This window comes from Streptomyces humi (assembly GCF_001005085.2).
Taxonomy (GTDB): Bacteria; Actinomycetota; Actinomycetes; order Streptomycetales; family Streptomycetaceae; genus Streptomyces; species Streptomyces humi.
The window spans coordinates 190,777-214,220 of sequence record NZ_LBMU02000025.1 but is presented as its reverse complement, the minus strand read 5'-3'; the positions used below and the strand labels follow the sequence as shown (position 1 = coordinate 214,220).

24 protein-coding genes are annotated in these 23,444 nt (G+C 72.3%); 11 read left to right on the top strand and 13 right to left on the bottom strand.

The features are described 5' to 3' along the window. Positions 1-136: 136 nt before the first annotated feature. Genes AAW13_RS12185 through AAW13_RS12175 form a run of 3 tightly spaced genes read left to right on the top strand, consistent with a single transcriptional unit; the run spans position 137 to position 2,050 of the window. A complete protein-coding gene (locus tag AAW13_RS12185) occupies positions 137-988 on the top strand; it encodes a helix-turn-helix transcriptional regulator (RefSeq protein ID WP_046733736.1) in 852 nt (283 codons plus the stop codon). Positions 989-998: 10 nt separating this feature from the next. Further along, positions 999-1,745 carry an AzlC family ABC transporter permease gene (locus AAW13_RS12180; RefSeq protein ID WP_046733737.1) on the top strand — a complete coding sequence of 249 codons (747 nt, stop codon included), beginning with the start codon at positions 999-1,001 and terminating at the stop codon, positions 1,743-1,745. Beyond that, positions 1,742-2,050, top strand: coding sequence for an AzlD domain-containing protein (locus AAW13_RS12175; protein WP_046733738.1), 309 nt, complete (start codon positions 1,742-1,744; stop codon positions 2,048-2,050). The genes AAW13_RS12180 and AAW13_RS12175 overlap by 4 nt, the downstream gene beginning before the upstream one ends. Before the next feature lie 78 nt (positions 2,051-2,128). Here the strand turns inward: AAW13_RS12175 and AAW13_RS12170 are convergent, their stop codons facing one another. Further along, on the bottom strand, positions 2,129-3,073 hold the full coding sequence (locus tag AAW13_RS12170) for a hypothetical protein (RefSeq protein WP_046733739.1): 945 nt from the start codon (positions 3,071-3,073) through the stop codon (positions 2,129-2,131). An 80-nt stretch (positions 3,074-3,153) separates the two neighbouring features. Here AAW13_RS12170 and AAW13_RS12165 point away from each other — a divergent pair, with 80 nt between their 5' ends. After that, a complete protein-coding gene (locus AAW13_RS12165; RefSeq protein ID WP_046733740.1) occupies positions 3,154-3,348 on the top strand; it encodes a DUF3046 domain-containing protein in 195 nt (64 codons plus the stop codon). Positions 3,349-3,408: 60 nt separating this feature from the next. After that, entirely contained in the window at positions 3,409-4,662 is a 1,254-nt protein-coding gene (locus AAW13_RS12160) for an AI-2E family transporter (protein WP_079178787.1), read from the top strand. A 180-nt stretch (positions 4,663-4,842) separates the two neighbouring features. Here AAW13_RS12160 and AAW13_RS12155 read toward each other — a convergent pair whose 3' ends face one another. From AAW13_RS12155 to AAW13_RS12145, 3 genes are all read right to left on the bottom strand, one after another. Then, a complete protein-coding gene (locus tag AAW13_RS12155) occupies positions 4,843-6,003 on the bottom strand; it encodes an oxygenase MpaB family protein (RefSeq protein ID WP_046733741.1) in 1,161 nt (386 codons plus the stop codon). 154 nt (positions 6,004-6,157) lie between these two features. Beyond that, complete coding sequence (locus AAW13_RS12150) at positions 6,158-7,210, bottom strand: polyprenyl synthetase family protein (RefSeq protein WP_046733742.1); 1,053 nt, start codon at positions 7,208-7,210, stop codon at positions 6,158-6,160. Beyond that, a complete protein-coding gene (locus AAW13_RS12145; protein WP_046733743.1) occupies positions 7,203-7,478 on the bottom strand; it encodes a hypothetical protein in 276 nt (91 codons plus the stop codon). Before AAW13_RS12145 ends, AAW13_RS12150 begins: the two co-directional genes overlap by 8 nt. Positions 7,479-7,927: 449 nt before the next feature. On the opposite strand from AAW13_RS12145, the gene recA reads away from it, so the two are divergent. From recA to AAW13_RS12130, 3 genes are all read left to right on the top strand, one after another. Then, positions 7,928-9,058 carry a recombinase RecA gene (gene recA, locus AAW13_RS12140; RefSeq protein WP_046733744.1) on the top strand — a complete coding sequence of 377 codons (1,131 nt, stop codon included), beginning with the start codon at positions 7,928-7,930 and terminating at the stop codon, positions 9,056-9,058. A gap of 4 nt (positions 9,059-9,062) precedes the next feature. After that, entirely contained in the window at positions 9,063-9,854 is a 792-nt protein-coding gene (gene recX / locus AAW13_RS12135; RefSeq protein ID WP_063777108.1) for a recombination regulator RecX, read from the top strand. A gap of 128 nt (positions 9,855-9,982) precedes the next feature. Beyond that, on the top strand, positions 9,983-12,511 hold the full coding sequence (locus AAW13_RS12130) for an ABC transporter permease (protein ID WP_046733746.1): 2,529 nt from the start codon (positions 9,983-9,985) through the stop codon (positions 12,509-12,511). Positions 12,512-12,884: 373 nt separating this feature from the next. Here the strand turns inward: AAW13_RS12130 and AAW13_RS12125 are convergent, their stop codons facing one another. From AAW13_RS12125 to AAW13_RS12095, 8 genes are all read right to left on the bottom strand, one after another. Next, complete coding sequence (locus AAW13_RS12125) at positions 12,885-13,307, bottom strand: rhodanese-like domain-containing protein (RefSeq protein WP_046733747.1); 423 nt, start codon at positions 13,305-13,307, stop codon at positions 12,885-12,887. Then, positions 13,304-13,855: a cupin domain-containing protein gene (locus tag AAW13_RS12120; protein WP_046733748.1), complete on the bottom strand. Its 552-nt coding sequence runs from the start codon at positions 13,853-13,855 to the stop codon at positions 13,304-13,306. Before AAW13_RS12120 ends, AAW13_RS12125 begins: the two co-directional genes overlap by 4 nt. Positions 13,856-13,927: 72 nt before the next feature. After that, positions 13,928-13,999 (bottom strand): putative leader peptide, encoded by a 72-nt coding sequence (locus AAW13_RS47595; RefSeq protein ID WP_311737274.1) that lies wholly within the window; start codon positions 13,997-13,999, stop codon positions 13,928-13,930. Positions 14,000-14,206: 207 nt separating this feature from the next. Continuing rightward, positions 14,207-15,928, bottom strand: a complete 1,722-nt coding sequence (locus AAW13_RS12115; protein WP_079178785.1) for an FAD-dependent monooxygenase — start codon at positions 15,926-15,928, stop codon at positions 14,207-14,209. A gap of 235 nt (positions 15,929-16,163) precedes the next feature. Next, complete coding sequence (locus tag AAW13_RS12110) at positions 16,164-17,066, bottom strand: amino acid ABC transporter permease (protein ID WP_046733749.1); 903 nt, start codon at positions 17,064-17,066, stop codon at positions 16,164-16,166. Next, on the bottom strand, positions 17,063-17,728 hold the full coding sequence (locus AAW13_RS12105; RefSeq protein ID WP_046733750.1) for an amino acid ABC transporter permease: 666 nt from the start codon (positions 17,726-17,728) through the stop codon (positions 17,063-17,065). Before AAW13_RS12105 ends, AAW13_RS12110 begins: the two co-directional genes overlap by 4 nt. A 109-nt stretch (positions 17,729-17,837) precedes the next feature. Then, on the bottom strand, positions 17,838-18,683 hold the full coding sequence (locus AAW13_RS12100) for a glutamate ABC transporter substrate-binding protein (protein WP_046733751.1): 846 nt from the start codon (positions 18,681-18,683) through the stop codon (positions 17,838-17,840). 47 nt (positions 18,684-18,730) lie between these two features. After that, a complete protein-coding gene (locus AAW13_RS12095; RefSeq protein WP_046733752.1) occupies positions 18,731-19,507 on the bottom strand; it encodes an amino acid ABC transporter ATP-binding protein in 777 nt (258 codons plus the stop codon). A 262-nt stretch (positions 19,508-19,769) separates the two neighbouring features. Between AAW13_RS12095 and AAW13_RS12090 the strand changes: the two genes are divergently transcribed. Both AAW13_RS12090 and AAW13_RS12085 read left to right on the top strand, forming a co-directional pair. Next, complete coding sequence (locus tag AAW13_RS12090) at positions 19,770-20,456, top strand: response regulator transcription factor (protein WP_046733753.1); 687 nt, start codon at positions 19,770-19,772, stop codon at positions 20,454-20,456. Between the two features lie 9 nt (positions 20,457-20,465). Next, positions 20,466-21,896, top strand: coding sequence for a sensor histidine kinase (locus AAW13_RS12085; RefSeq protein WP_046733754.1), 1,431 nt, complete (start codon positions 20,466-20,468; stop codon positions 21,894-21,896). Here the strand turns inward: AAW13_RS12085 and AAW13_RS12080 are convergent. Then, the gene (locus AAW13_RS12080; RefSeq protein WP_046733755.1) at positions 21,886-22,884 is read right to left on the bottom strand and encodes a TAXI family TRAP transporter solute-binding subunit; all 999 of its coding nucleotides are present in this window, start codon (positions 22,882-22,884) and stop codon (positions 21,886-21,888) included. The two genes, AAW13_RS12085 and AAW13_RS12080, sit on opposite strands and share 11 nt — an antisense overlap. A 95-nt stretch (positions 22,885-22,979) precedes the next feature. Between AAW13_RS12080 and AAW13_RS12075 the strand changes: the two genes are divergently transcribed. Further along, positions 22,980-23,414 (top strand): pyrophosphohydrolase domain-containing protein, encoded by a 435-nt coding sequence (locus AAW13_RS12075; protein ID WP_046733756.1) that lies wholly within the window; start codon positions 22,980-22,982, stop codon positions 23,412-23,414. Positions 23,415-23,444: the final 30 nt, after the last annotated feature.

Below are 23,444 nucleotides of genomic sequence, written 5' to 3'. Positions count from 1 at the left end.
GTCATGGTGAGTGGGGGGCGGGACCGGGACGGACGGAGCACGTCACGGCGGGCGGGGGCGGGCGGGGCGGGGCAAGGGTGGGTGGAGTCGGGGTGGGTGGGGCGAGGGTGGGTGTGGGGCGGCTGACAATGGGCGTATGAGCGGATCGGACGAGCGGGCTCGGCACTGGCGGTACGAGGCGCTGCCCGACGTCGATCTGCTCCGGGCCCGGTACGTCCGCAAGACGTTCGTCCGGCACACCCACGAGCACTTCGTGATCGCCGGGATCGCGGACGGGGTCGAGGTCTTCCGGCACCGGGGCGCGGACGTCACCGTCGGAGCCGGGGCGCTCGCGCTCGTCAACCCCGACACCGCGCACACCGGCCGGGCCGGGGTGCCCGAGGGCTGGCGGTACGGGGCGGTCTACCCGGCACCCGAGCTGGTGGCCGCGATCGCCGCCGAGACCACCGCGATCCGGGGCACCCCCGGCTTCGTCAGCCCGGTGCTCGACGACCCGTACGCCGTCGCCCTGGTGCACCGGGTGCTGCGTGCCGCCGACGACGGCAACGCGCTCGCCGCCGACACCCTGCTGCGCGTCGCGGTGACCCGGCTGCTGCGCCTGAACGGCGGCCCGCTGCCGCAGCGGCAGGTCCGCACCGCCGGTGCCCGGCTCGCCGCCCGCGCGCGTGCCGTGCTGGAGGACCGGATGGCCGGGCCGCCGACCCTGGAGCGGCTCGCCGCGGACCTCGGCACCAGCCCCTTCGCGCTGCTGCGGGCGTTCCGCGACGCCTACGGCATGCCCCCGCACACGTGGCTGACCGACGCCCGGGTGCGCCGGGCCCGGCTGCTCCTCGACGCGGGCACGGCCCCCGCCGACGCGGCCGTCGCCGTCGGCTTCACCGACCAGCCGCACCTCAACCGCCACTTCGCCCGGATCGTCGGTGTCCCGCCGGGCGCCTACCAGCGCGAGCGCAAGAACGTACAAGACGCGCGGCCGGGGCGGCCCTAGCGTTCCGGGTGTGGCACATCAGACAGCACTCGCAGACATACGCGGCGACGGCGGCCCGAAGGCGGACTCCGCCGTCGTCCGCGACGCCCTCGGGGTGGGCGTCGCCGTAGGACTGTCCGGGTTCGCCTTCGGGGTGACCTCGGCCGGCAGCGGGCTCGGCCTGCTCCAGACCTGCGCGCTCAGCCTCCTGGTGTTCACCGGCGCCTCCCAGTTCGCCCTGGTCGGCGCGCTCGCGGCCGGCGGCAACCCGCTCACCGCGGCGGCCGGGGCCTTCTTCCTCGGGGTGCGCAACGCGTTCTACGGGCTGCGGCTGTCCCAGGTGCTGGCACTCCCGCGCGCGGTGCGTCCGTTCGCCGCCCAGTGGGTGATCGACGAGACCACCGCGGTGACCCTCGCCCAGCCGACGCGGCGCGCCGCCCGGATCGGGTTCACGGTCACCGGGCTCAGCCTGTACGTGCTGTGGAACCTCACCACCCTGCTCGGCGCGCTCGGTGCCAAGGCCGTCGGGAACACCGACGCCTGGGGCCTGGACGCGGCCGGACCCGCCGTCTTCCTGGCGTTGCTCGCTCCCATGCTGAAGACCACCACCGACCGCGCGGTGGCCGCCGTCGCGGTACTGCTCGGGCTCGGCCTGCTGCCCGTGCTGCCCGCCGGGGTACCGGTCCTGGTGGCCGCGCTCGCGGCGCCGGCCGCCCTGTTCGTCTCCGGCCGCAGGTCCGGTCGTACCCGCGACGACGCACCCGAGGAGACCCGGTGAACTTCTGGATCGCGATCGGCGCGACCGCCGTCGGCTGCTACGTCGTCAAACTCGCCGGACTCCTGGTGCCCGCGGGCGTCCTGGAGCGCCCGGTGGTCCGCCGGCTGGCCGCGCTGCTCCCGGTGGCCCTGCTCGCCGCCCTCACGGCCCAGCAGACCTTCGCCGACGGGCACGCGCTCGTGCTGGACGCCCGCGCCGCAGGGCTCGGGGCGGCCGCCGTGGCGCTGCTGCTGCGCGCGCCTTTCCTGGTCGTCGTGGGCGTCGCCGTGGTGGTCACGGCGGGGCTGCGCGCCGTGACGGGGTGAGCGTCCGGCACCCCGTGGGCGAGACGTCCGTCACCCTGTGGGGCGAGACGTCCGTCACCCTGTGGAGCGAGACGTCCGTCACCCCGTGTGGCGGCCGTACGCCTCCAGCGTGCGCAGGGCTTCGATCGTCACCATCGGGCGGGCCTCCAGGGCGGCGGCCGGTGCCCACTGCCGCCACCGGATCGGCCAGCCGCCGTCCGCCGCCTGCTCGGCCGCCAGGAAGTCCAGCGACCGGGCCATCTCCTCGTCGGTGAACCACCCGCGCGCGAGCGACCGCGGGGACTTCGCGAAGTCGTGCGGAAAGTGGTGCTCGCCCGGCGCGTAGCCGGGCGCGACCGGGTACGCGCCGAGGCGGCCCGGGTCCAGCGCGGCCAGCCGCTGCTCGCGCACCAGGCGGCCCAGCCGGTCGGCGGCGGCCTCCGCGCGCGAGCGGTCGGGCACCGCGTCCAGGAAGGCGACCGCGGCCTCGACCTCGTAGGGATGCGACTTCTCCAGGGACTCCACGGCCTCCCAGCAGAAGTCGGTCGCCCGGAACAGCCAGGCGTGCCACACCTCGTTGCGGTGCAGCAGGCCGACCACCGGACCGGTGGCGAGGAGGTCACTGGGCGGGTCGTCGACGATCGGGACGAACGGCGCCGCCGGGTAGCCGCGCTGGCTCGGGTGGACCGCGGGCAGCGCGCCGTCCGCCGTGGAGACGGACGTCAGGTAGCGGCACACGCGCTCCACCCGCTGTCCGCCACAGCGTCCGACCGCGTCCAGGACCCGCAGCGCGTGCGCCGTGTGCAGGGGCTGGCTCGCGGGTCCGCGCAGATCGGGCTCCAGCGCGTGGCCGTACCCGCCATCCTCGTTGCGGTACGCGTCCAGCGCCGTCTCCACCGGATCGGGTCCGCCGTTGAGGAAGTGGTACGAGAAGAGGCGCTGCTCCAGCACGCGCGCGGTGAGCCAGACGAACTGCTCGGCGCGGAGCAGAGGGGAGCGCGCCGGGGGCGCGGGGGGGAGTGGGGAAGCTCCGGTTTCGGCCATGCGAAAGACCGTAGGGCGGAAAGCGGTCTCGGCAAGCGCTCCCGGGCAGGGCCCACTCTCAGGGGCGGGATACTGGTGTCATGCGGTTGACGGTCTTCTGGCAGCGGATGGCGGAGCACTTCGGTTCCGGGTACGCCGACACCTTCGCGCGCGATCATGTGATGACGGAGCTCGGCGGACGCACGGTGCACGAGGCGCTGGACTCCGGCTGGGAGGCCAAGGACGTGTGGCGCGTGGTCTGCACCGTCATGAACGTTCCGGGGGAGAGGCGCTGACCGTGCACGGAGATCGGATACGGGCCACGCGTTGTCGGTGGCGTGGGCGAGACTTGCACCGTGGCACCCACTGACGACGAAGGGCGCACCGCCCAGGACACACCCCCGCTCGACACGACGCCGCCCGCCGCATCCCCGGCCGCCGGCGCCGCGCCGACGGGCGCCCGCATGCCGCGCTGGCTGCCGCGCGCCATGGTGCTGGCGCTCGCCCTCATCGCCTCCTTCCAACTGGGCAGCTGGGCCTTCCACCAGCTCACCGGACTGCTGATCAACATCCTCATCGCGTTCTTCCTGGCGCTCGCCATCGAGCCCGCGGTGAGCTGGATGGCCTCCCGGGGCATGCGCCGCGGCTTCGCGACCTTCCTGGTCTTCCTCGGCCTCGCGATCGCCGTCGCGGGGTTCGTCACCCTGCTCGGCTCGATGCTGGCCGGTCAGATCATCAAGATGGTCGAGGGCTTCCCGGACTACCTGGACTCGGTCATCAACTGGGTCAACGAGACGTTCCACACCCATGTGCGACGGGTCGACGTCCAGGAGGGGCTGCTGCACTCCGACTGGCTGCGGAAGTACGCGCAGAACAGCGCGGCCGGTGTCCTCGACGTGTCCGGGCAGGTCCTCGGCGGTCTGTTCCAGCTGCTGACGATCGGGCTGTTCGCCTTCTACTTCGCCGCCGACGGCCCCCGGCTGCGCCGCACCCTGTGCTCCGTCCTGCCGCCCGCCCGCCAGGCCGAGGTGCTGCGGGCCTGGGAGATCGCCGTCGACAAGACCGGCGGCTACCTCTACTCGCGCGGTGTGATGGCGCTGATCTCCGGCATCGCCCACTACATCCTGCTGGAGGCCCTCGGCGTGCCCTACGCGCCCGTCCTGGGGGTCTGGGTGGGCCTGGTCTCGCAGTTCATCCCGACCATCGGCACCTACCTCGCGGGCGCGCTGCCGATGCTGATCGCGTTCACCGTCAACCCCCTGTACGCGGTGTGGGTGCTGGTGTTCGTCGTGATCTACCAGCAGTTCGAGAACTATATGCTCCAGCCCAAGCTGACCTCCAAGTCCGTCGACATCCACCCGGCGGTCGCCTTCGGTTCGGTCATCGCGGGCACCGCACTCCTCGGCGCCGTCGGCGCGCTGATCGCCATCCCGGCGGTCGCCACCCTCCAGGCGTTCCTGGGGGCCTATGTGAAGCGGTACGACGTCACGGACGACCCCCGGGTGCACGGGCACCGCCGCCGCGGCCCCGGCGGCCCGGGCCTGCTCACGCGCGCGCGACGCCTGATATGGCAGCGGCCGGCCGAGGAACCCGAGGAGAGCCCGTCCTGACAGCCGCCCGCCCGGTGACACCCGCATCAGGTCGGCGTCCGCACGTTGAGGGCATGGGCCCAGCCTCCCGGGAGCCGGCCGCTCGGGCGTCGTCCCGCCGGAGACACCCGCCGTACGCCCGCGGGAGCGGAGAGCAGGGAGCAGGGGGAGCCGGGGGCGGGAGGCAGGGAGCGGGAGCGGTCAGGAGACTGTGGCGGGCGGTGGGGTCCACCGCCGGGTGCGGGGCACCGTGCCGGAGACGCCGTAGTCCTTCCTGAGGTGCTCGGGGATGGCGTAGTGCATGACGCGGCCACGGGTCAGGGAGGACAGCTCGAGGACGGTGGTGAGGTGGCCGAGGCGGTCCAGGGCCCAGGCGCCCAGCGGGGAGCGGTCCTCGATGGTCTCCAGGACCCCGAGGAGGTGCGGTACGGCCTTGACGACGGTGTCCCACGGGGTCCGCGGCACCTCGAGCCAGTCCGCGCAGGTGTCGCCGACCAGGTGGCGGATCAGGGCCGAGACGACCGGGTCGAAGAAGGTGCCGGGGACGACCTCCTCGTAGAGGTCGATGAGCTGCCGGGTGAGGTGCGCGCCCTCCTCCGAGGGGCCCATGTACCTGACCATGTACAGGTCCAGGAAGGCGCGTGCCTCGTCGAGCGTCCCGGGGACCGCGTCCTGGTCGACGCCGAGCATGGCGCCTACCACCCGCCACGCGTAGTAGTACGCCTCCGCGCCCTCCGTGGACAGGTGGACGCCGAGCCGGTGCAGGCTGTCCAGAACCAGCAGCGAGAAGAACATCTGGCCGCCGATCATGTCCTCCTGGCAGATCGGCGTGCCGAGCGCCGCGGTGTCCCAGCGCTCCTCCCGCCTGAGGTGATGCCGGATGGAGGCGTGCAGCAGGCGTACCTTCTGGGCGGCGGGGATGAAGCGGCTGCCCGCCTCGAAGGCGTCGGGCCGCATCAGGTAGACGGTGAACTGGCCGGTCTCCGCCATGCGCTTGGAGGGGTAGCTCAGCCCGTGCGTGGCCGACAGCAGCTTCGCCACCCGCGGCACGACGTAGCAGGCGGGCATGGAGGCGAAGGACAGCGCGGTCGAGATGTGCACGTTGTTGTCGATGAAGAACAGCCGGGCCTTCTCCATCTCGCCCCAGTCCACCCAGGCCGGCGGCACCCGGGTGGCCTCCAGGTACTCCCGCGCGACGTCGGGCAGTCCGTCCGGCAGCGGGGCGCCCGCCGTGGAGACGTGGCGCATCAGCGTGTTGAACGTGCCCACCTCCCCGCGCTCGAAGAGCGTGGCGACCGTGGCGTCGGCGAGTTCGTCACCGGCGTCCCGCAGGGCGTCCATCGAGGCCTCGGTGTGCATCACGGCAGGGGCTCCTTGTCTTCGCAGGTCGCAGGTCGCAGGTCGCAGTTGCAGTCGCAGGCCGCAGGCCGCAGGTCGTTGAGCGCTGGTCACTAGTCGACGGGCGCGGTCGTCGCGGTCGTCGCAGGGTGCCTTCGGAGGCCGCGGCGGGCGGGTGTCAGGACAGGCGGACCGTGGCCGAGTGGGCCAGCGCGGTCAGGGCGGCGGTGGCGGGGGCCGGTACGGCCAGTGCGCGGAGGGCGTCGAGCGCCTCCGTGACGCGCACGCCGATCATGGCCTCGATCCGGTCGGGTGCTCCTAGCCGGCACATCACCTCGCGGACCGCGTCCAGACCGTCCGCGTCCAGGTCACCGCTGCCGAGCAGGGTGGCCAGCCGCTCCCGGTCGGCGGCGCGGGCCAGCCGCCAGGTCTCCGCGAGCAGGGCCGTGGGCCGTCGGCCGCGCACGTCGTCGGCGTTGGCCTTGCCGGTGTGCTCCGGTGCTCCGAACAGACCCAGCAGGTCGTCGCGGAGCTGGAACGCCTCGCCCAGCGGCAGCCCGTACGCGGAGTACCCCTCGCGCAGCCGCTCACCGGCCCCCGCCAGCACGCCGCCGATCAGCAGGGGCTGCTCGACGGTGTACTTGGCGGTCTTGTAGCGGATGACCTTCAGCGAGGCCTCGGTGTCCGGACCGGCGCCGGTGCGCAGGATCTCCAGGCACTCGCCCGCGATCAGCTCCCGCGCCAGCACCGACCACAGGGGACGGGCCCGGGCCAGGTACGCGGCCGGCAGACCGCAGGTCGCGAACGACTGTCCGGCCAGTGACATCAGCAGGTCGCCCACCAGCATCGCCAGCCACCGCGCGGTGCCGTCCGCATCCGGGTGGTCCCGCAGGGCGGCACGCAGGGCGAGGTGTGCCGTGGGGCGCCCGTGCCGCAGCGGGCTGTCGTCGATGAGGTCGTCGTGCACGACGGCGGCGGCGTGCACGAGTTCCATGGAGGCCGCCGCCCGCACCAGCGCGTCGCTGTCCGGCTGGCCCGCCGCGCGCCAGCCCCAGTAGCAGAACGCCGCCCGCAGCCGTTTGCCGTCCGCCACGGCCGCCTCCAGCTGCTCGGCCACCGGGCCGAGCAGCGGGTCGACCGCCGCGAACAGGTCGGCCTCCTCGGCGACGAACCGGCGCAGCACGGCGTCGACGCGGTGCTTGAAGGCGCCCGGATCCCAGCGGTCAGTCATCGTCGGCGGTCCGCCGGGCGAGGGCGTGCCGGGCCAGGACCTCCAGATGGGCCGGGGGCACGGTGGTGTACCGGTCCAGGGCCAGCCGGCCCCGCGCGGCGAGGTCGTGCTCGGCCTCCGCCGCCAGCGTGCCGGCGTCCGAGCGGCGCAACAGCCCCCGTACCGTCCCGAAGGCGGTGCCCAGGGTGCTCACCGCCAGATCGGCCAGCCCTGCCGCCAGCAGTACGGCCTGTTCGTCCAGTCCACGTCGTCCCGTCTCACGTGTCATGCGCTCTCCCACTCATGGCACACAGGGGCGGCGCCGCTCACCGGCCGCCTCTTCGAGCATCGCGGCCCGGCGGGCCCGGTCATGCGGAAACTCACGATCGGGTGACCCCTTCGCCGGACAGTGCGGATCGCGGGCGGTGCGGCGCGGTCTCCGCACCCGCTTCGGTCACCCCCGTGACCCGATCGAGGGCCGCCGTGCGGGGTGGGTGGGCGCCGTGCGGGGAAGTAGGGAAGTGCCGCGTGGTGCGCTTGACATGAAAATCGAACATCCATTCTTATGGATGTTCCGGCGAGGCTTCCGATGGGGTTTCCAGCGGCAGTTCGACATGGTTTCGGTGGAGATGTCCCCTAGTTATCCACAGGCCGGACCGGCGTCGGGGCGCATTGTCAGTGGCAGGCGTTAGCGTCTTTGACGTGAAGCGATCGACTCAAGCAAACCGGGTGGAACCCATGGCAGGAACCGACCGCGAGAAGGCGCTCGACGCCGCACTCGCACAGATTGAACGGCAGTTCGGCAAGGGCGCTGTCATGCGCATGGGCGAGCGGGCCAACGAGCCCATCGAGGTCATCTCGACCGGCTCGACCGCGCTCGACGTCGCCCTCGGTGTCGGCGGCCTGCCGCGTGGGCGTGTCGTGGAGATCTACGGACCGGAGTCCTCCGGTAAGACGACCCTGACCCTGCACGCCGTGGCCAACGCCCAGAAGAACGGCGGCCAGGTCGCGTTCGTGGACGCGGAGCACGCCCTTGACCCCGAGTACGCCAAGAAGCTCGGCGTCGACATCGACAACCTGATCCTCTCCCAGCCCGACAACGGCGAGCAGGCCCTGGAGATCGTGGACATGCTGGTCCGCTCCGGCGCCCTCGACCTCATCGTCATCGACTCCGTCGCCGCGCTCGTCCCGCGCGCGGAGATCGAGGGCGAGATGGGCGACAGCCACGTGGGTTTGCAGGCCCGGCTGATGAGCCAGGCGCTGCGGAAGATCACCAGCGCGCTCAACCAGTCCAAGACCACCGCGATCTTCATCAACCAGCTCCGCGAGAAGATCGGCGTGATGTTCGGCTCCCCGGAGACCACGACCGGTGGCCGTGCGCTGAAGTTCTACGCCTCGGTGCGTATCGACATCCGCCGCATCGAGACCCTCAAGGACGGCACCGAGGCGGTCGGCAACCGCACCCGCGTGAAGGTCGTCAAGAACAAGGTCGCGCCGCCCTTCAAGCAGGCCGAGTTCGACATCCTCTACGGCCAGGGCATCAGCCGCGAGGGCGGCCTGATCGACATGGGCGTGGAGCACGGGTTCGTCCGCAAGGCCGGCGCCTGGTACACGTACGAGGGCGACCAGCTCGGCCAGGGCAAGGAGAACGCCCGCAACTTCCTCAAGGACAACCCCGACCTGGCCAACGAGATCGAGAAGAAGATCAAGGAGAAGCTGGGCGTCGGCGTCCGCCCGGAGGAGCCCGCCGCCGAGCCGGGCGCGGACGCGGCGGTCACCACCGCGGTCACGGACGACGCGGCGAAGACGGTGCCCGCCCCGGCGGCCGCCAAGGCCACCAAGCCCAAGGCCGCCACCGCCAAGAGCTGACGCCGTGACACGACGAACCGACTGGGCCGACCACGAGTACACGTCCCCAGGTGCCCCACGGGGGAGGGGCACCTGGGGCGACTCGGGCTCCGCCGGGGGTGGCGACCAGGCTCGGGGGAGTGACGGCTCATACGAGGAAGACACGTACGACGGTTCGGGCGGGCACCGCGGTCATGGGTCACCCGGCCGTGACCCGCGCAGGCCCGGAGCACGCCGCAGGCGAGGCTTCGGGGACCCGTCCGGTGAGGACGGGGGCTCCTCCTCCTTGTCGAGGGCCGAGCAGGGGGAGCCTCCAGCGGACCCGGCTGAGCGGGCGCGGGCGATCTGTCTGCGCTTGCTCACCGGGACCCCGCGCACCCGGAAGCAGCTCGCGGACGCCCTGCGCAAGCGGGAGATCCCGGACGAGGTCGCCGAGGAGGTGCTGTCACGGTTCGAGGAGGTCGGACTGGTCAACGACAGCGCGTTCGCCGACGCCTGGGTCGAGTCCCGGCACCACGGTCGGGGGCTGGCCCGGCGGGCACTCGCCAGGGAACTGCGCACCAAGGGCGTCGACTCGACGCTGATCGACGACGCCGTCGGCCGGCTCGACTCCGAGCAGGAGGAGGAGACGGCCCGTGAACTCGTCGCCCGCAAACTCCGCTCCACCCGGGCACTCGACCGCGACAAACGCATCCGCCGCCTCGCCGGCATGCTCGCCCGCAAGGGGTACTCCGAGGGCATGGCTCTCAGGGTGGTCCGACAGGCGCTGGAGGAGGAGGGCGAGGACACGGAGTTCCTGACGGACGGGGACCTCTGAAGCGCTGACGCACCGTCAACTGTGCTGGTGGGCGGTCCCGGTGGCGGACCGAGGTGGGGTTAACCCCCCGTCAAGACGCCGGACCACCGCAGTGCCCGAGGGGGCCCGGGTGAACGACGGTGTACGCCATGATGCTGCGCTACGCCCTCAAGACCGTCCACGCCCGCAAGGCCGCGTTCCTCGGCGCCTTTCTCGCCCTGCTGTGCGCGGCCGCGCTGATCTCGGCCTGCGGCACCCTCCTCGACACCGGACTGCGCGGCACGATCCGTACCGAGCGCTACGCGGCGGCCCCCGTCATCGTCTCCGCCGACCAGTACGTGCACCGGACGACCGTCAAGCACAAGCACGGCAAGACCAAGGTCAAACACAAGGCCAAGCCCATCGCCGAGCGTGCCTGGCTGCCGGCGGACCTGGCGGCCCGACTCGCCCGCACACCCGGCGTGGCCCGGGTCGTGCCCGAACTGACCTTCCTCGCACAGCCGTCGACCCCGGCCGGCACCGGTGACCGTACCGCCTACGGGCACGCCTGGGAGTCCGCCGCGCTCACCCCGTACCGGCTGGTCACCGGCGTCGCCCCGAAGGCCGCCGGCGACCTGGTCGTCGACCGCTACCTCGCCGCCCGTGCCGGTCTGCGGCCCGGCGACCGGCTCACCGTGCAGTCGACGCGGGCCCCGCGCACCTACCGGATCACCGGGATCGCCGCCCCGGCCACGGACGTCCGCCACCAGACCTCCCTCTTCTTCTCAGCGGGCGAGGCCCGCAGGCTCGCCGCACACCCCGGGCAGGTCACCGCGTTCGGTGTGCTGCCCGTCCACGGCACCGACCCCGACCGGCTGAAGCAGGCCGTGACCCGGGCGCTGCACGGCACCACCGCCCAGGTCTCCACCGGGGCCGCGCGCGGCCCCGTGGAGTTCCTGGACGCTTCCGCCGCCCGGGTCCGGCTGGTCAGCATGGGCGGGGCCATGGGTGGCACCTCGCTGCTCGTGGCGATCCTGGTGGTCGTCGGCACCTTCGTGCTCACCGTCCAGCAACGCCACCGCGAACTCGCCCTGCTGCGCGCCATCGCCGCCACCCCGGGGCAGATCCGCCGGCTGCTGGGCCGGGAGGCGCTGATCGTCGGCGCCCTCGCCGGCACACTGGGCGCACTCCTCGGCCTGCCCCTGGGCGCCTGGCTTCAGAACAGGTTCGTCGCCCTGGGCGCCGTACCCGCCACGCTTCAGCACGCCACCGGTTTCCTCCCCCCGGCCGTCGCACTCGCCGCGACCCTGACCGGTGCCTGGGCGGCCGCCCGGATCGCCTCCCGCCGGATGAGCCGGATCCGGCCGACCGAGGCACTGGCCGAGTCCCGGGTGGAACCCGCCCGGCTCGCCCCGGCACGGATCGCCGCCGGTCTGCTGCTGCTCGCCGGCGGCGCCACCCTCGTCGTCCTGCTGACCTCGCTGCGCACCGAGCCCGCTTCGACTCCCGTCACCTTCCTCGCCGTCGTGGTCCTCGCCACCTCCGTCGCCCTGCTCGGGCCGCTGCTGGTCAAGGCGGCCGCGCTGCTGCTGGCCGGCCCGCTGCGGCTCACCGGCCACGGTGGCCGGCTCGCCACCGCCAACCTGCGCGGCAACGCCGCCCGGATGGCCTCCGTCGTCACCCCCCTCACCCTGCTCATCGGTATGACCTGCACCGTGCTGTTCGTCCAGTCGACCCTCGCCGACGCCGCTCGCGCCCAGACCCGCGCCGGAGTCACCGCCGACTGGGTCGTCGCCGCCCAGGGGCCGGGCGTGCCGGCCGAGGCGGCGCGGAGGTTGCGGACGCGGGACGACGCGGTCACCGAAGTGGTCCGCACGACCGTCCGTGTCGGGCTCGACAAGTACGCGGCCCAAGGCGTCACCCCCGAAGGGCTCACCCGCACCTGGGACCCCGAGATCACCGCCGGCTCCCTCGGCCGGCTCACCGAGCGCACCGTCGCGGTCAGCGAACTGGCGGCCGATCAGCACCACTTGAAGCCCGGCAGCACTCTGGAACTCACCCTCGGCGACGGCACGCCCGCCACGCTCACCGTCGCCGCCGTCTACGCCCGGGGTCTCGGCTTCGGCGACCTCACCTTCGCCCACGACCTCGTCGCACACCACGTGGACAACCCGCTCGCCTCCTCCGTCCTCGTCAGCACGACCCGTACACAGGCACAACTCGCGACTACCCTCCGTGAGTTCCCGGGGCTCGAGATTCTCTCGCCGACCGCCGCCGACTCCCTCCAGGCCCACCGGCAGCAGGACAACGCCGAGGTCAACTACCTGGCCATGGGGCTGGTGCTGGCTTTCACCGCCATCGCCGTGGTCAACACGCTCGCCATGTCGGTCACCGACCGCGTCCGCGAGTTCGCGCTGCTCAGGCTGGCCGGCGCCACCCGCCGACAGGTGCTGCGGATGTTGCGCACCGAGGTGCTGTCGGTACTGACGCTGGCCACGGCACTCGGCAGCGGTATCGCGCTCGCCGTACTGACCGCGTTCAGCGTCGGCATGACGCGCCGCGCCGCGCCGACGGTGACGCCGTTGCTCTACGTCACCGTGGTCGCGACCGCCGCGCTGCTCGCACTGGTGGCCGCGGCCCTGCCCGGCCGGGCCGCGCTGCGGATACGGGCGGTGACCGTGGCGACGGCCAAGGACTAGGGACTGTCCGGCCGAGAGCCGAGAGCCGAGAGCCGAGAGCCGAGGGCCAAGGGCCAAGGGCCGAGAGCCAAGGGCCAGGAGCCGAGAGCAGGGGCCAGGGCCAACGGCCCAGGGTCGGTCGGTGAGGGCAGGGCGGTCGGTCAGTGGGTGGTGGGGGTGGTCCAGTCGACGAGTCGGACGATGGCGCCGTTGGGGTGGCGCGGCCGGCTGGACCACCGGTGGCGGAGCCGGGCGTACTGCCGGTGGCGGGGCCGGGAGTACCGTCGGCAGTGCGGCCGGGTGTACTGCTGGTAGCGCTACCGGCAGTACACCCGGCCGCGCGGCGGTGTACTGCGGCTGGAAGGCCGGAGGGTGCCTTGTCGGAAGCGGGGCGTCAGGAGGTGACAGGCAGGCCCGCTGCCTTCCAGGCCTGGAAGCCGCCCACCAGGTCCGTCGCGCGGTGCAGGCCCAGCTGGTGCAGGGAGGCGGCGGCCAGGCTTGAGGCGTAGCCCTCGTTGCAGATCACGACGACCCGGAGGTCGTGGTCGGTGGCCTCGGGTGTCTTGTGGCTGCCCTGGGGGTCCAGTCGCCACTCCAGTTCGTTGCGCTCGATGACGAGGGCGCCCGGGATCACCCCGTCGCGCTCCCGCAGCGCCGCGTATCGGATGTCGACCAGCAGGGCCTGGCCTGCCCGGGCCGCGTCGTGCGCCTCGTGCGCCTCGACGCGCCGGTAGCCGGCCCGCACCCGCTCCAGCAACTCGTCGATACCCACGGGCCGTCGGTCCGGTATGCCCGCGGGCTGGTCCGGCCCGCTCACTGCCAGTCCTCCGGGCGCTCGACCTGCTCAAGGCGCAGCACCTGGCCGCTGCGGCTGTAGCGGCGGATCCTGGGCAGCGGCGGGAAGTAGGCGTGGACGGAGACCGCGTGGTGCTCGGTGGACTCGTTGAGCACCTCGTGGACGTGGTCGCGGCCGAAGGCGCGGCCCTTGCCTGTGGGCAGCCGGCGCTCGCGGTCGACGCCCTCGGAGAGCTCCAGGGTCTGCCAGCCGTCGGTGGGCAGCCGGGTGGCTAGCGAGTTCTCCTTGAGCTCACCGGCCGCGGTGAGGAAGGCGCCCACCGATTCGGCGTGGTCGTGCCAGCCGGTGCCGCTGCCGGGTGGCCAGCCGATCAGCCAGGCCTCGCTGCCGCCGGGACCGTCGAGCCGGATCCAGGTACGGCCCTCGGGGTCGAGCGGGAGGGAGGCGATCAGCTCGGCGTCGGCGGCCGTGCGCCGGACGAAGTCGAGGAGGTCCGCCTGGGTGGGCGCGGCGCCGGGCGCGGAGGCGGAAGGAGCAGGGGAAACGGACGAGGAGAGGGAGGCAGACACGTGCACCGTTCCTGATGAGGGTTCGCAGAACCGGGCGCAGACGGCGCCCGCAGAAGGAGGAGAGATGCGAAATCAGCAGGACGGAAGACACACGCAGCCCGCATAGCGGACGAGGTCCACATGGACCTTCCGCCACAGGCGCACAGTCGTGTCGTTCACGATGCGGAGTACACCATGTCGGTGCAGGCCGGTCAACTCAGCGTCACATGGTGGGCGGGGTGCAGGCCGGTCAACTCAGCGTCACATGGTGGGCGGGGTGCAGGCCGGTCAACTCAGCGTCACATGGTGGACGGGGCGCAGGCCGGTCAACTCAGCGTCACATGGGTGGACGGCCGCCGCACGGGACCGTGGTCACCGTGCGGTGGAGCCGGCCTGAGCCTGGGCCTCCGCTTCCGCCTGCTCAGCCCTCTGCGTCCCCTGCGTCCCCTGCGCGCTCTGCGTCCCCGGTGACTTCCGCGGGCTCCCTGCCCGCGGCGCGCTCTCCGGCCGCTCCGTCCCGGCCTTGTCCTTGCCGCCCAGCGTCGCCTCGGCGGCCGTGTACAGATCGGCGGGCCGGACCCCGTTCAGGGCGGTGACCAGGTGGCCGTCGGGGCGCACGAGCAGCACGGTGTGCGCCGGGGCGCCCGGGTACGCCTCGGCGACCAGCAGCTCGGCGGGGTGCGGCAGCGCGGTCACGGCGGCCGCGAGCCGGGGCATGATCCCGGCGGACATCCAGTGCTTGCGGTCCCACACACCCGTGCCGGGCGCGACGAGGACCACCAGCAGCGCGCCGCGGCCCAGCCGCGAGCGCAGGGGTACGAAGGTCCCGTCCTCCGCCGTGACCCGGACGTCGGTGACCGGTGCTCCCGGCGGGGTGTCGACCGCGATCTCGTGCTCCAGCTCCCGTGGTGCGAGCGGGGAGTCGGCGTACGCCCCCGGCGCACCGAGCGCGCCGTGCCCCAGGTGGCCGTCCGTGAGGAGGGCGTCCTGGCCCCGGGACGTGCCCGGTACGAACCCGCGCAGCCCGCCGCCGCCGCGCAGCACCGGCAGCACCTGGTCGGCGGCGCGCAGCCGGGCCGCGACCGTCGCGCGCCGCTCGGTCTGGTAGCTGTCCAGCAGCGCCTCGTGGGGGCCGTGGTGCCAGGCGGGGGCCAGTTTCCAGGCGAGGTTGTCGACGTCCCGCAGCCCCTCGTCCAGCCCGTGCGTCCCGAGTGCGCCGAGCAGGTGCGCCGCGTCGCCGGCGACGAACACCCGGCCCACCCGCCACCGGCGGGCGAGCCGGTGGTGCACGGTGTGGACGCCGGTGTCCAGCAGGTCGTACGGCGGTGTGGTGCCGCCCGTCCAGCCCGCGAGGGTCTCGCGGATCCGGGACACCAGGAGCTCGGGCGTCACCAGGTCCTTGCCGGGCGGCAGCAGCCAGTCCAGGCGCCAGGCGCCGTCCGGGAGGGGGCGGGCGGTCACCTCCCCGGCCGAGGGCCCGGACGTCCGCCACGGCGGGGTCCGATGGAGCAACGCCTGACCCGGCCACGGAAGTTCCGCGCGCAGCGCGGCGACCGCGTGCCGCTCCACCGCAGTGCGGCCCGGGAAACGGATGTCCAGGAGCTTGCGCACGGTCGAGCGGGGCCCGTCGCAGCCCACCAGGTAACTGCCGCGCCACCAGGTGCCCCTGGGGCCCCGGGTGTGCGCGGTGACCCCGGAGCGTTCCTGCTCGACGCCGTCCAGGCGGCTGTCGGTGGCGACCTTGACGAGCGGTTCGTCGGCGATCGCGGTGCGCAGGGCGTTCGTCAGCACATGCTGGGCGATGTGCAGCGGGGACGGCTCGGTGGCCTCGTCGAACACCACCTCGCGCATGACCTGCCGGCGGCGCATGGACCGCCAGCCGGTCCAGCGGGTGCCCAGATCGTCCAGCGGGGCGCCGCTGAGGCGCGTGACCAGGGCGGCGGTGTCCTCGCGCAGCACCACCGTGCGCGCCGGCCGGGACTCGTCCTTGCCCGGGCCCTCGTCCAGGACGACGGACGGCACCTCCTGACGGGCCAGCGCCAGGGCGAGCGTGAGCCCGACGGGCCCCGCTCCGACGATGATCACCGGATCCACGGCGCGGCGCCCCCTGCCCGTACGCAAGTCCCGGCGGACATGGATGAACAGATTGTTGGAGCAGGGTGCACGATCACAGAACGTATGCAACAGACTGGGCGCCACCCGGTCAAGCGGCGCACCCGGGGACACGTCAGCATGGCGGGCGCGCGGGTGCGGTGACGCGGCGGAAAACGCCGGAGGCAGCGGTCGCTGGACCGCTGCCTCCGGGGATGTCACGCGGGTTGACCCGACGTCAGGCGGACGCTCCCGAACCGAAGCCGCCGCCCACCTCGGCCGCGTTCAGTTCGTCGACCTTCTCGACGCCGAGCACCGCGCCCGTGCTGCGCTTGCTGCGCCGCAGCCGGCGCTCCAGCCAGCTCGCGAAACTGGTCAGGATGAAGTTCAGCACGATGAACATGACCGCGACCACGATGAAGCTCGGGATCACGTTGGCGTAGTTGGCGGCGAGCGTGCCGCGCGAGTTGAGCAGTTCGGTGAAACCGATCATCACACCGCCGAGTGCGGTGTCCTTCACGATGACCACCAGCTGGCTGACGATCGCCGGCAGCATCGCCGTGACCGCCTGCGGCAGCAGGATGCTGCTCATCGTCTGGCCCTTGCGCAGACCGATCGCGTACGCGGCCTCCGTCTGCCCCTTGGGCAGCGAGAGGATGCCGGCCCGGACGACCTCGGCGAGGACGGCCGCGTTGTAGAGCACCAGTCCGGTGACGACCGCGTAGAGGGGGCGGTCCTCGCTGCCGACGTTCGTGGAGCGGGAGTAGAACTCGTTGGCGAACAGCATCAGCAGCAGCACCGGGATGGCCCGGAAGAACTCCACCACCGTGCCGGACACGCCCCGCACCCACCGGTGGTCGGACAGCCGCGCGATGCCGAAGACCGCGCCCAGCGGAAGGGCGATCACCATCGCGAGCGCGGCGGCCTTCAGGGTGTTGGCGAGGCCGGGGAGCAGGTAGGTCGTCCAGGCCTCGGACTCGGTGAACGGCTTCCAGAGGGCGGAGGTGAACTGGCCCTTCTCGTCCATCTTCTGCCAGGCCCACCACAGGAGGAGGGCGAACAGGACCGAGAAGACCACGGTGAGGAGGAGGTTGCGCCGCCTGGCGCGGGGGCCGGGGGTGTCGTAGAGGACCGAGCTCATCGCTTCACCGCCAGTCGCTTGCCCAGCCGGCCCAGCAGCAGACCGGTCGGCAGGGTCAGGACCACGAACCCGAAGGCGAAGATCGCGCCGATGAGCAGCGTCTGCGCCTCGTTCTCGATCATCGTCTTCATCAGGTACGCGGCCTCGGCCACCCCGATCGCGGCCGCGACCGTGGTGTTCTTGGTCAGCGCGATCAGGACGTTGGCCAGCGGTCCGATGACCGCGCGGAACGCCTGCGGGAGCACCACCAGGGTGAGGGTCTGGCTGAAGCTCAGACCGATGGCCCGGGCGGCCTCCGCCTGCCCCATCGGCACCGTGTTGATGCCGGAGCGCACCGCCTCGCAGACGAAGGCCGCCGTGTAGGCGACCAGGCCGAGCACGGCCAGCCGGAAGCCCTGGACCTTGAAGTCGCCGGTGCCCATGGTGGCACCGAAGATGTCGGCGAGGCCGAGCGAGCTGAAGAGGATGATCACCGTCAGGGGGATGTTCCGGACGACGTTGACGTAGACGGTGCCGAAGCCGCGCAGCAGGGGGACCGGGCTGACCCGCATCGCGGCCAGCAGGGTGCCCCAGACCAGCGAGCCCACGGCGGAGAGGGCGGTGAGCTTCACCGTCATCCAGAACGCCCCTAGGACGTCGTAACCTTCAAGAAAGTCGAACACGATCTCCCGCGCTTCCGGGTGGGTGGCGAATGCGGTGGGGCGGGGGCGCCGCCGCCGTGATCGCGACGGACGGCGGCGCGCCGCAGGAACCCGCTTGGCTGGGCTGTGACTACGAGGCGTTCGGAACGATGACGCCGATCTTCGGGGCCGGCTCGTTCTTGTAGTCGGCCGGGCCGAAGTTGGCCTCGACGGCCTTCTGCCAGGACCCGTCGGAGACCATCTTCTCCAGCGCCTTGTTGATCTTGTCGACGGTCGCGGTGTCGCCCTTCTTGACGCCGACGCCGTAGTTCTCGTTGCTCAGCTTCAGGCCCGCGAGCTTGAACTTGCCCTTGTACTGCTCCTGGGAGGCGAAGCCGGCGAGGATCGAGTCGTCGGTGGTCACCGCGTCCACGGCGCCGCTCTGGAGGCCGGCGATGCACTCCGAGTAGGAGCTCAGCTCCTTGAGCTGCGCCTTCGGGGCGATCGACTTCTGCACGTTCTGCGCCGAGGTCGAACCGGTCACGGAACACAGCTTCTTGCCGTTGAGGTCCGTGCCCTTGGCGATGTCCGAGCCGGTCTTGACCAGCAGGTCCTGGTGGGCCAGCAGGTACGGGCCGGCGAAGTCCACCTTGGCCTTGCGCTCGTCGGTGATCGAGTAGGTGGCCGCGATGAACTTCACGTCACCGCGTGCCAGGGCGTTCTCGCGGTCGGCGCTCTTGGTCTCCACCCACTCGATCTTGTCGGGGGCGTAGCCGAGCTGCTTGGCCACGTAGGTCGCCACGTCCACGTCGAAGCCGGCGTAGGTGCCGTCCGGCTTCTTGAGGCCGAGGCCGGGCTGGTCGAACTTGATGCCGATCTTGATCTTGCCCCCGCCCGAGGAACCGCTGTCGTCCTTGTCGCCGCTGCCGCACGCGGTGGCGGACAGGGCGAGGGCGAGCACGGCGGCCGAGGCGGCGGTGACCTTGCGGAGCTGCATGATGAACATCCTTTGAGTGGTGAAAGGTTGCTGGATCGCCGTGCGGGTCAGTGGTGCAGGATCTTCGACAGGAAGTCCTTGGCCCGGTCGCTGCGCGGGTTGCTGAAGAACTGGTCGGGCGTGGCCTCCTCGACGATGCGGCCGTCGGCCATGAAGACCACCCGGTTCGCGGCCGAGCGCGCGAAGCCCATCTCGTGGGTGACCACCACCATGGTCATGCCGTCCCGGGCCAGCTGCTGCATGACCTCCAGGACCTCGTTGATCATCTCGGGGTCGAGGGCCGAGGTCGGCTCGTCGAAGAGCATGACCTTCGGGTCCATCGCGAGCGCCCGGGCGATGGCGACACGCTGCTGCTGGCCGCCGGAGAGCTGCGCGGGGTACTTGTCGGCCTGGGTGCCCACGCCGACCCGGTCGAGCAGAGCGCGGGCCTTCTCCTCGGCCTGCTTCTTGTCGGCCTTGCGGACCTTGAGCTGCCCGAGCGTCACGTTCTCCAGCACCGTCTTGTGCGCGAAGAGATTGAAGGACTGGAAGACCATGCCGACGTCGGCGCGCAGCCGGGCCAGTTCCCTGCCCTCCTGGGGCAGCGGCCTGCCGTCGATCGTGATCGTCCCGGAGTCGATGGTCTCCAGGCGGTTGATGGTGCGGCACAGAGTGGACTTGCCGGACCCGGAGGGCCCGATCACCACGACGACCTCACCTCGGTCGATCGTCAGCTCGATGTCCTGGAGCACGTGCAACGCGCCGAAGTGCTTGTTGACGCTCCTCAGGACGACCAGTTCGCCGGTCGCGGCCGCGTCCTGCTTGGCCGTCGATACTTCGGTCATCGCTATCGGGCTCCGTCCTCCTCGGTTTCGGAGGAATGTAGTGAGGGCGGATGACCAGCGTCATTACATCTGAGGGAGATCTGAGCATCACGATCCGATAGCATTCGGACACGTGTCGTAGCAGCGGTGACCTGCTCGCATATCGGCCGCGTAACGGAACGGGCCCGCCGCCGGAACCCACTTGACGCCGTCGGCGTCCATCAGCGTGACTGCCCTGATGCGCACGCGTGCGCGTACGACCGCTGAACCGGAGGGGGCCGGGATGAGACTGCTGCTCGTCGAGGACGACAACCACGTCGCCGCCGCGCTCTCCGCGGTCCTGGCCCGGCACGGGTTCTCCGTCACCCACGCCCGCAGCGGCGAGGAGGCCCTGCGGGCCCTCGTCCCCGAGAGCGACGCCTTCGACGTCGTCCTGCTCGACCTCGGCCTGCCCGACCAGGACGGCTACGAGGTCTGCGGCAAGATCCGCAAACGCACCGCCACCCCGGTGATCATGGTCACCGCCCGCTCCGACGTCCGCTCCCGCATCCACGGCCTCAACCTGGGCGCCGACGACTACGTGGTGAAGCCCTACGACACCGGGGAACTGCTCGCCCGGATCCACGCCGTCAGCCGGCGCACCCACCACGAGGACGGCCAGGCCGGCGGCGACAGCGCGCTGCGGCTCGGCACGGTCCTCATCGAACTGCCCACCCGGCAGGTCAGCGTGGACGGCACGGTCGTCCAGCTGACCCGCAAGGAGTTCGACCTGCTGGCGCTGCTCGCCCAGCGGCCGGGCGTGGTGTTCCGCCGGGAGCAGATCATCAGCGAGGTCTGGCGCACCAGCTGGGAGGGGACCGGCCGCACCCTGGAGGTGCACGTGGCCTCCCTGCGCGCCAAGCTGCGCATGCCCGCGCTCATCGAGACCGTACGCGGCGTCGGTTACCGGCTCGTCGCCCCGGCCGCGTAGCGGGGACGGGTGCGCACACGACTCCTTCCGCTGCTCATCGTCCTGATGGCGGCCGTACTCCTCGCGCTCGGCGTCCCGCTCGCCGTCAGCACGGCCTCCGCGCAGCAGCAGAAGGTCGTCGTCGACCGGATCGACGACACCGCGCGCTTCGCGGCCCTCGCCCAGTTCGTCACCGACACCCCCACCACCGCGCGCCCCATGCGCACCGACGACCGGCTGGAGACCCTGCGCCGCGAACTCGCGAGCTACTACGGGGTCTACGGCATCCGTGCGGGCGTCTTCTACCGCAACGCGTCCTCCATGGCCAACGCCCCCGACGACTGGGTGCTGCCGACGACGGGCGAGGTCCGGGAGGCGTTCGACGAGGCGCTGCTCAGCCGGCGCAGCCATGACCCCGAGCAGGTGTGGCCATGGCAGCGCACACGGCTGGTCGTGGCCTCACCGGTCATCCGGGACGGCGATGTCGTCGCCGTGGTGGTCACCGACTCGCCCACCGGCCCGATGCGTTCCCGTACCGTGCGCGGCTGGCTGCTCATCGGTGCCGGGGAGTTCGCCGCGATGCTGCTCGCCGTCGGTGCCGCGCTCCGGCTGACCGGCTGGGTGCTGCGGCCCGTACGGGTCCTGGACGCCACCACCCACGCGATCGCCAGCGGGCGGCTCAAGTCCCGGGTCGCGGCGGCCGGCGGGCCGCCGGAACTCAGGCGGCTGGCCCGGGCGTTCAACGAGATGGCGGACAACGTCGAGGACGTGCTGGAGCAGCAGCGGGCCTTCGTCGCCGACGCCTCGCACCAACTGCGCAACCCGCTCGCCGCGCTGCTGCTGCGCATCGAACTGCTCGCCCTCGAACTCCCCGAGGACAACGAGGAGATCGCCTCCGTCCGGACCGAGGGCAAGCGGCTCGCCCAGGTCCTCGACGACCTGCTCGACCTGGCGCTGGCCGAGCACGCCGACGCGGACCTGGTGCTGACCGACGTGGGGCGGCTGACGGAGGAACGGGTCGCCGCGTGGGCCCCGGCCGCCGCGGCGCAGGGCGTGCGGCTGGCCGGGAACTGCCCGCCGGCCACCGGCTGGGCCGATCCGATCACGCTGTCCAGCGCACTGGACGCGGTGATCGACAACGCGGTGAAGTTCACGCCCGAGGAGGGCGTGGTGGAGGTGGCCGTGGTGGTCGAGGCCCAGGTGGTGAAGGTGGTCGTCACCGACACGGGGCCGGGGCTGACCGACGAGGAACTGGCGCGGGTGGGGGACCGGTTCTGGCGCAGCGGGCGGCATCAGAACGTGAAGGGGTCGGGGCTGGGGCTGTCGATCACCCGGGCGCTGCTGGCGGCGGGCGGCGGCTCGCTGTCGTACGAGCACCATGAGCCCCGTGGACTGCGGGTGACCGTCGCGGTGCCGCGGAACGGGGGAGGGGAGCCGGCGGGCGCCCCCGTCAGGGTTTGACCGAGCGGTAGTAGCGGCGTGCACCCTCCTGCAAGGGCAGCGGGTCCGTGTAGATCGCCGTGCGCAGGTCCACCAGCTGGGCGGAGTGGACGTGGTTGCCGATGTCGTCGCGGCTCTTGATCACCGTGCGGGTCACCCACTCCGTGAGGCGCGGATCCATGTCCTTGCGGGTCATCAGGACGTTGGACACCGCGATCGTCGCCACCGTGGTGCCCTGCTGCACGGACGGGTACGCCGACTCGGGCATGTTGGTCGCCCGGTAGTAGAGCGCGGCCTCGCTCTCGGAGTGCAGCCTGGTGACGAGACCGCCGTCGATCGGCACGAACGCGAAGCGGAACTTCTTCGCGAGGTCGAGGAGCCCCTTGGTCGGCAGCCCGCCCGACCAGAAGAACGCGTCGATCCGGCCCTGCCGCAGCTGGTCGGGGCCGGTGTCTATGCCGTCGGACACCGGGGTGACGTCCTTCTCGGGGTCGATCCCGGCGGCCCTGAGGACCCGGTTGGCGATCAGGCGCACACCCGAGTTGGGCAGCCCTATCGCGACCCGCTTGTGCCGCAGCTGCGCGACACCGGTGATGCCCGAGTCGCGCGGTACGACGAGCTGGACGTAGTCGTCGTAGAGCCGTGCCACCCCGCGCAGCCGTCCGGCGCCCCGGCCGCCGTCGAGTTCGTACGTCTTCACGGCGTCGGCCGCCGCGATGGTGAAGTCGGCCTGGCCGGTCGCTACCCGCCGTACGTTCTCGTACGACCCGGCGCTCTGCACCAGCTTCACCTTCAGCCCGGGCATGTCCTTGCCCAGCTCGTTGCGCAGCCGCTCGCCGTAGTCCTGGTAGACCCCCCGCAGCGTGCCCGTGCTGAAGGTGATCGTCCCGGTCGGCGGCTCCTCGCCGAGCGGCAGCAGCCACCACAGCAGCAGCCCGAACGCGACGACCGAGGCGGCCGCGGCCTGGAGCGCGCGGCGCCTGCCGACACGCGGGAACACCTTGGACATGCGGGCGATCCTGCCAGCCCCCGACTGTCCTGACCAGGGCCGGGGGCACCGGCGACGGGCCGGCGCTGTCAGTGGCGGCCGCTAGAGTCGTCCGCATGACCAGTTCCGTCCCCGGTGTGCCGACCGCTGCCTCGCCCGCCCGGCTCGTCCGGGAGTTCCACCGCGCCTTCGGCCTGGCCGCCCGCACCACGCCGGCCGAGGTCTCACCCGAGCTGGCCGCGCACCGTGGGGAGTTGCTCGCCGAGGAGGCCGCGGAGGTCGCCGAGGTCGCGGTCGCCGGCCCCCTGGACCGGCTCGCGCACGAACTGGCGGACGTGGTCTACGTGGCGTACGGCACGGCGCTGGTGCACGGGATCGACCTCGACGCGGTGCTCGCCGAGATCCATCGCGCCAACATGAGCAAGCTGGGGCCCGACGGGCAGGTCGTCCGGCGGGCCGACGGCAAGGTCCTCAAGGGCGAGCACTACCGGGCCCCCGACGTCGCGGCGGTGCTGCGCGACCAGGGCTGGACATCCGCCGGCACCGACTGACGGGACTCGGGGCGCGCCGGCCGCCGGAGC

Excerpts from the sequence above, each read along its gene's own strand:
- AAW13_RS12145 (WP_046733743.1), bottom strand. The coding sequence starts at position 7,478 with ATGACACGTGAGACGGGACGACGTGGACTGGACGAACAGGCCGTACTG.
- AAW13_RS12170 (WP_046733739.1), bottom strand. The coding sequence starts at position 3,073 with ATGGCCGAAACCGGAGCTTCCCCACTCCCCCCCGCGCCCCCGGCGCGC.
- AAW13_RS12150 (WP_046733742.1), bottom strand. The coding sequence starts at position 7,210 with ATGACTGACCGCTGGGATCCGGGCGCCTTCAAGCACCGCGTCGACGCC.
- AAW13_RS12185 (WP_046733736.1), top strand. The coding sequence starts at position 137 with ATGAGCGGATCGGACGAGCGGGCTCGGCACTGGCGGTACGAGGCGCTG.
- AAW13_RS12165 (WP_046733740.1), top strand. The coding sequence starts at position 3,154 with ATGCGGTTGACGGTCTTCTGGCAGCGGATGGCGGAGCACTTCGGTTCC.
- AAW13_RS12090 (WP_046733753.1), top strand. The coding sequence starts at position 19,770 with ATGAGACTGCTGCTCGTCGAGGACGACAACCACGTCGCCGCCGCGCTC.
- AAW13_RS12080 (WP_046733755.1), bottom strand. The coding sequence starts at position 22,884 with ATGTCCAAGGTGTTCCCGCGTGTCGGCAGGCGCCGCGCGCTCCAGGCC.
- AAW13_RS12100 (WP_046733751.1), bottom strand. The coding sequence starts at position 18,683 with ATGCAGCTCCGCAAGGTCACCGCCGCCTCGGCCGCCGTGCTCGCCCTC.
- recA (WP_046733744.1), top strand. The coding sequence starts at position 7,928 with ATGGCAGGAACCGACCGCGAGAAGGCGCTCGACGCCGCACTCGCACAG.
- AAW13_RS12095 (WP_046733752.1), bottom strand. The coding sequence starts at position 19,507 with ATGACCGAAGTATCGACGGCCAAGCAGGACGCGGCCGCGACCGGCGAA.
- AAW13_RS12130 (WP_046733746.1), top strand. The coding sequence starts at position 9,983 with ATGATGCTGCGCTACGCCCTCAAGACCGTCCACGCCCGCAAGGCCGCG.
- AAW13_RS12110 (WP_046733749.1), bottom strand. The coding sequence starts at position 17,066 with ATGAGCTCGGTCCTCTACGACACCCCCGGCCCCCGCGCCAGGCGGCGC.
- AAW13_RS12075 (WP_046733756.1), top strand. The coding sequence starts at position 22,980 with ATGACCAGTTCCGTCCCCGGTGTGCCGACCGCTGCCTCGCCCGCCCGG.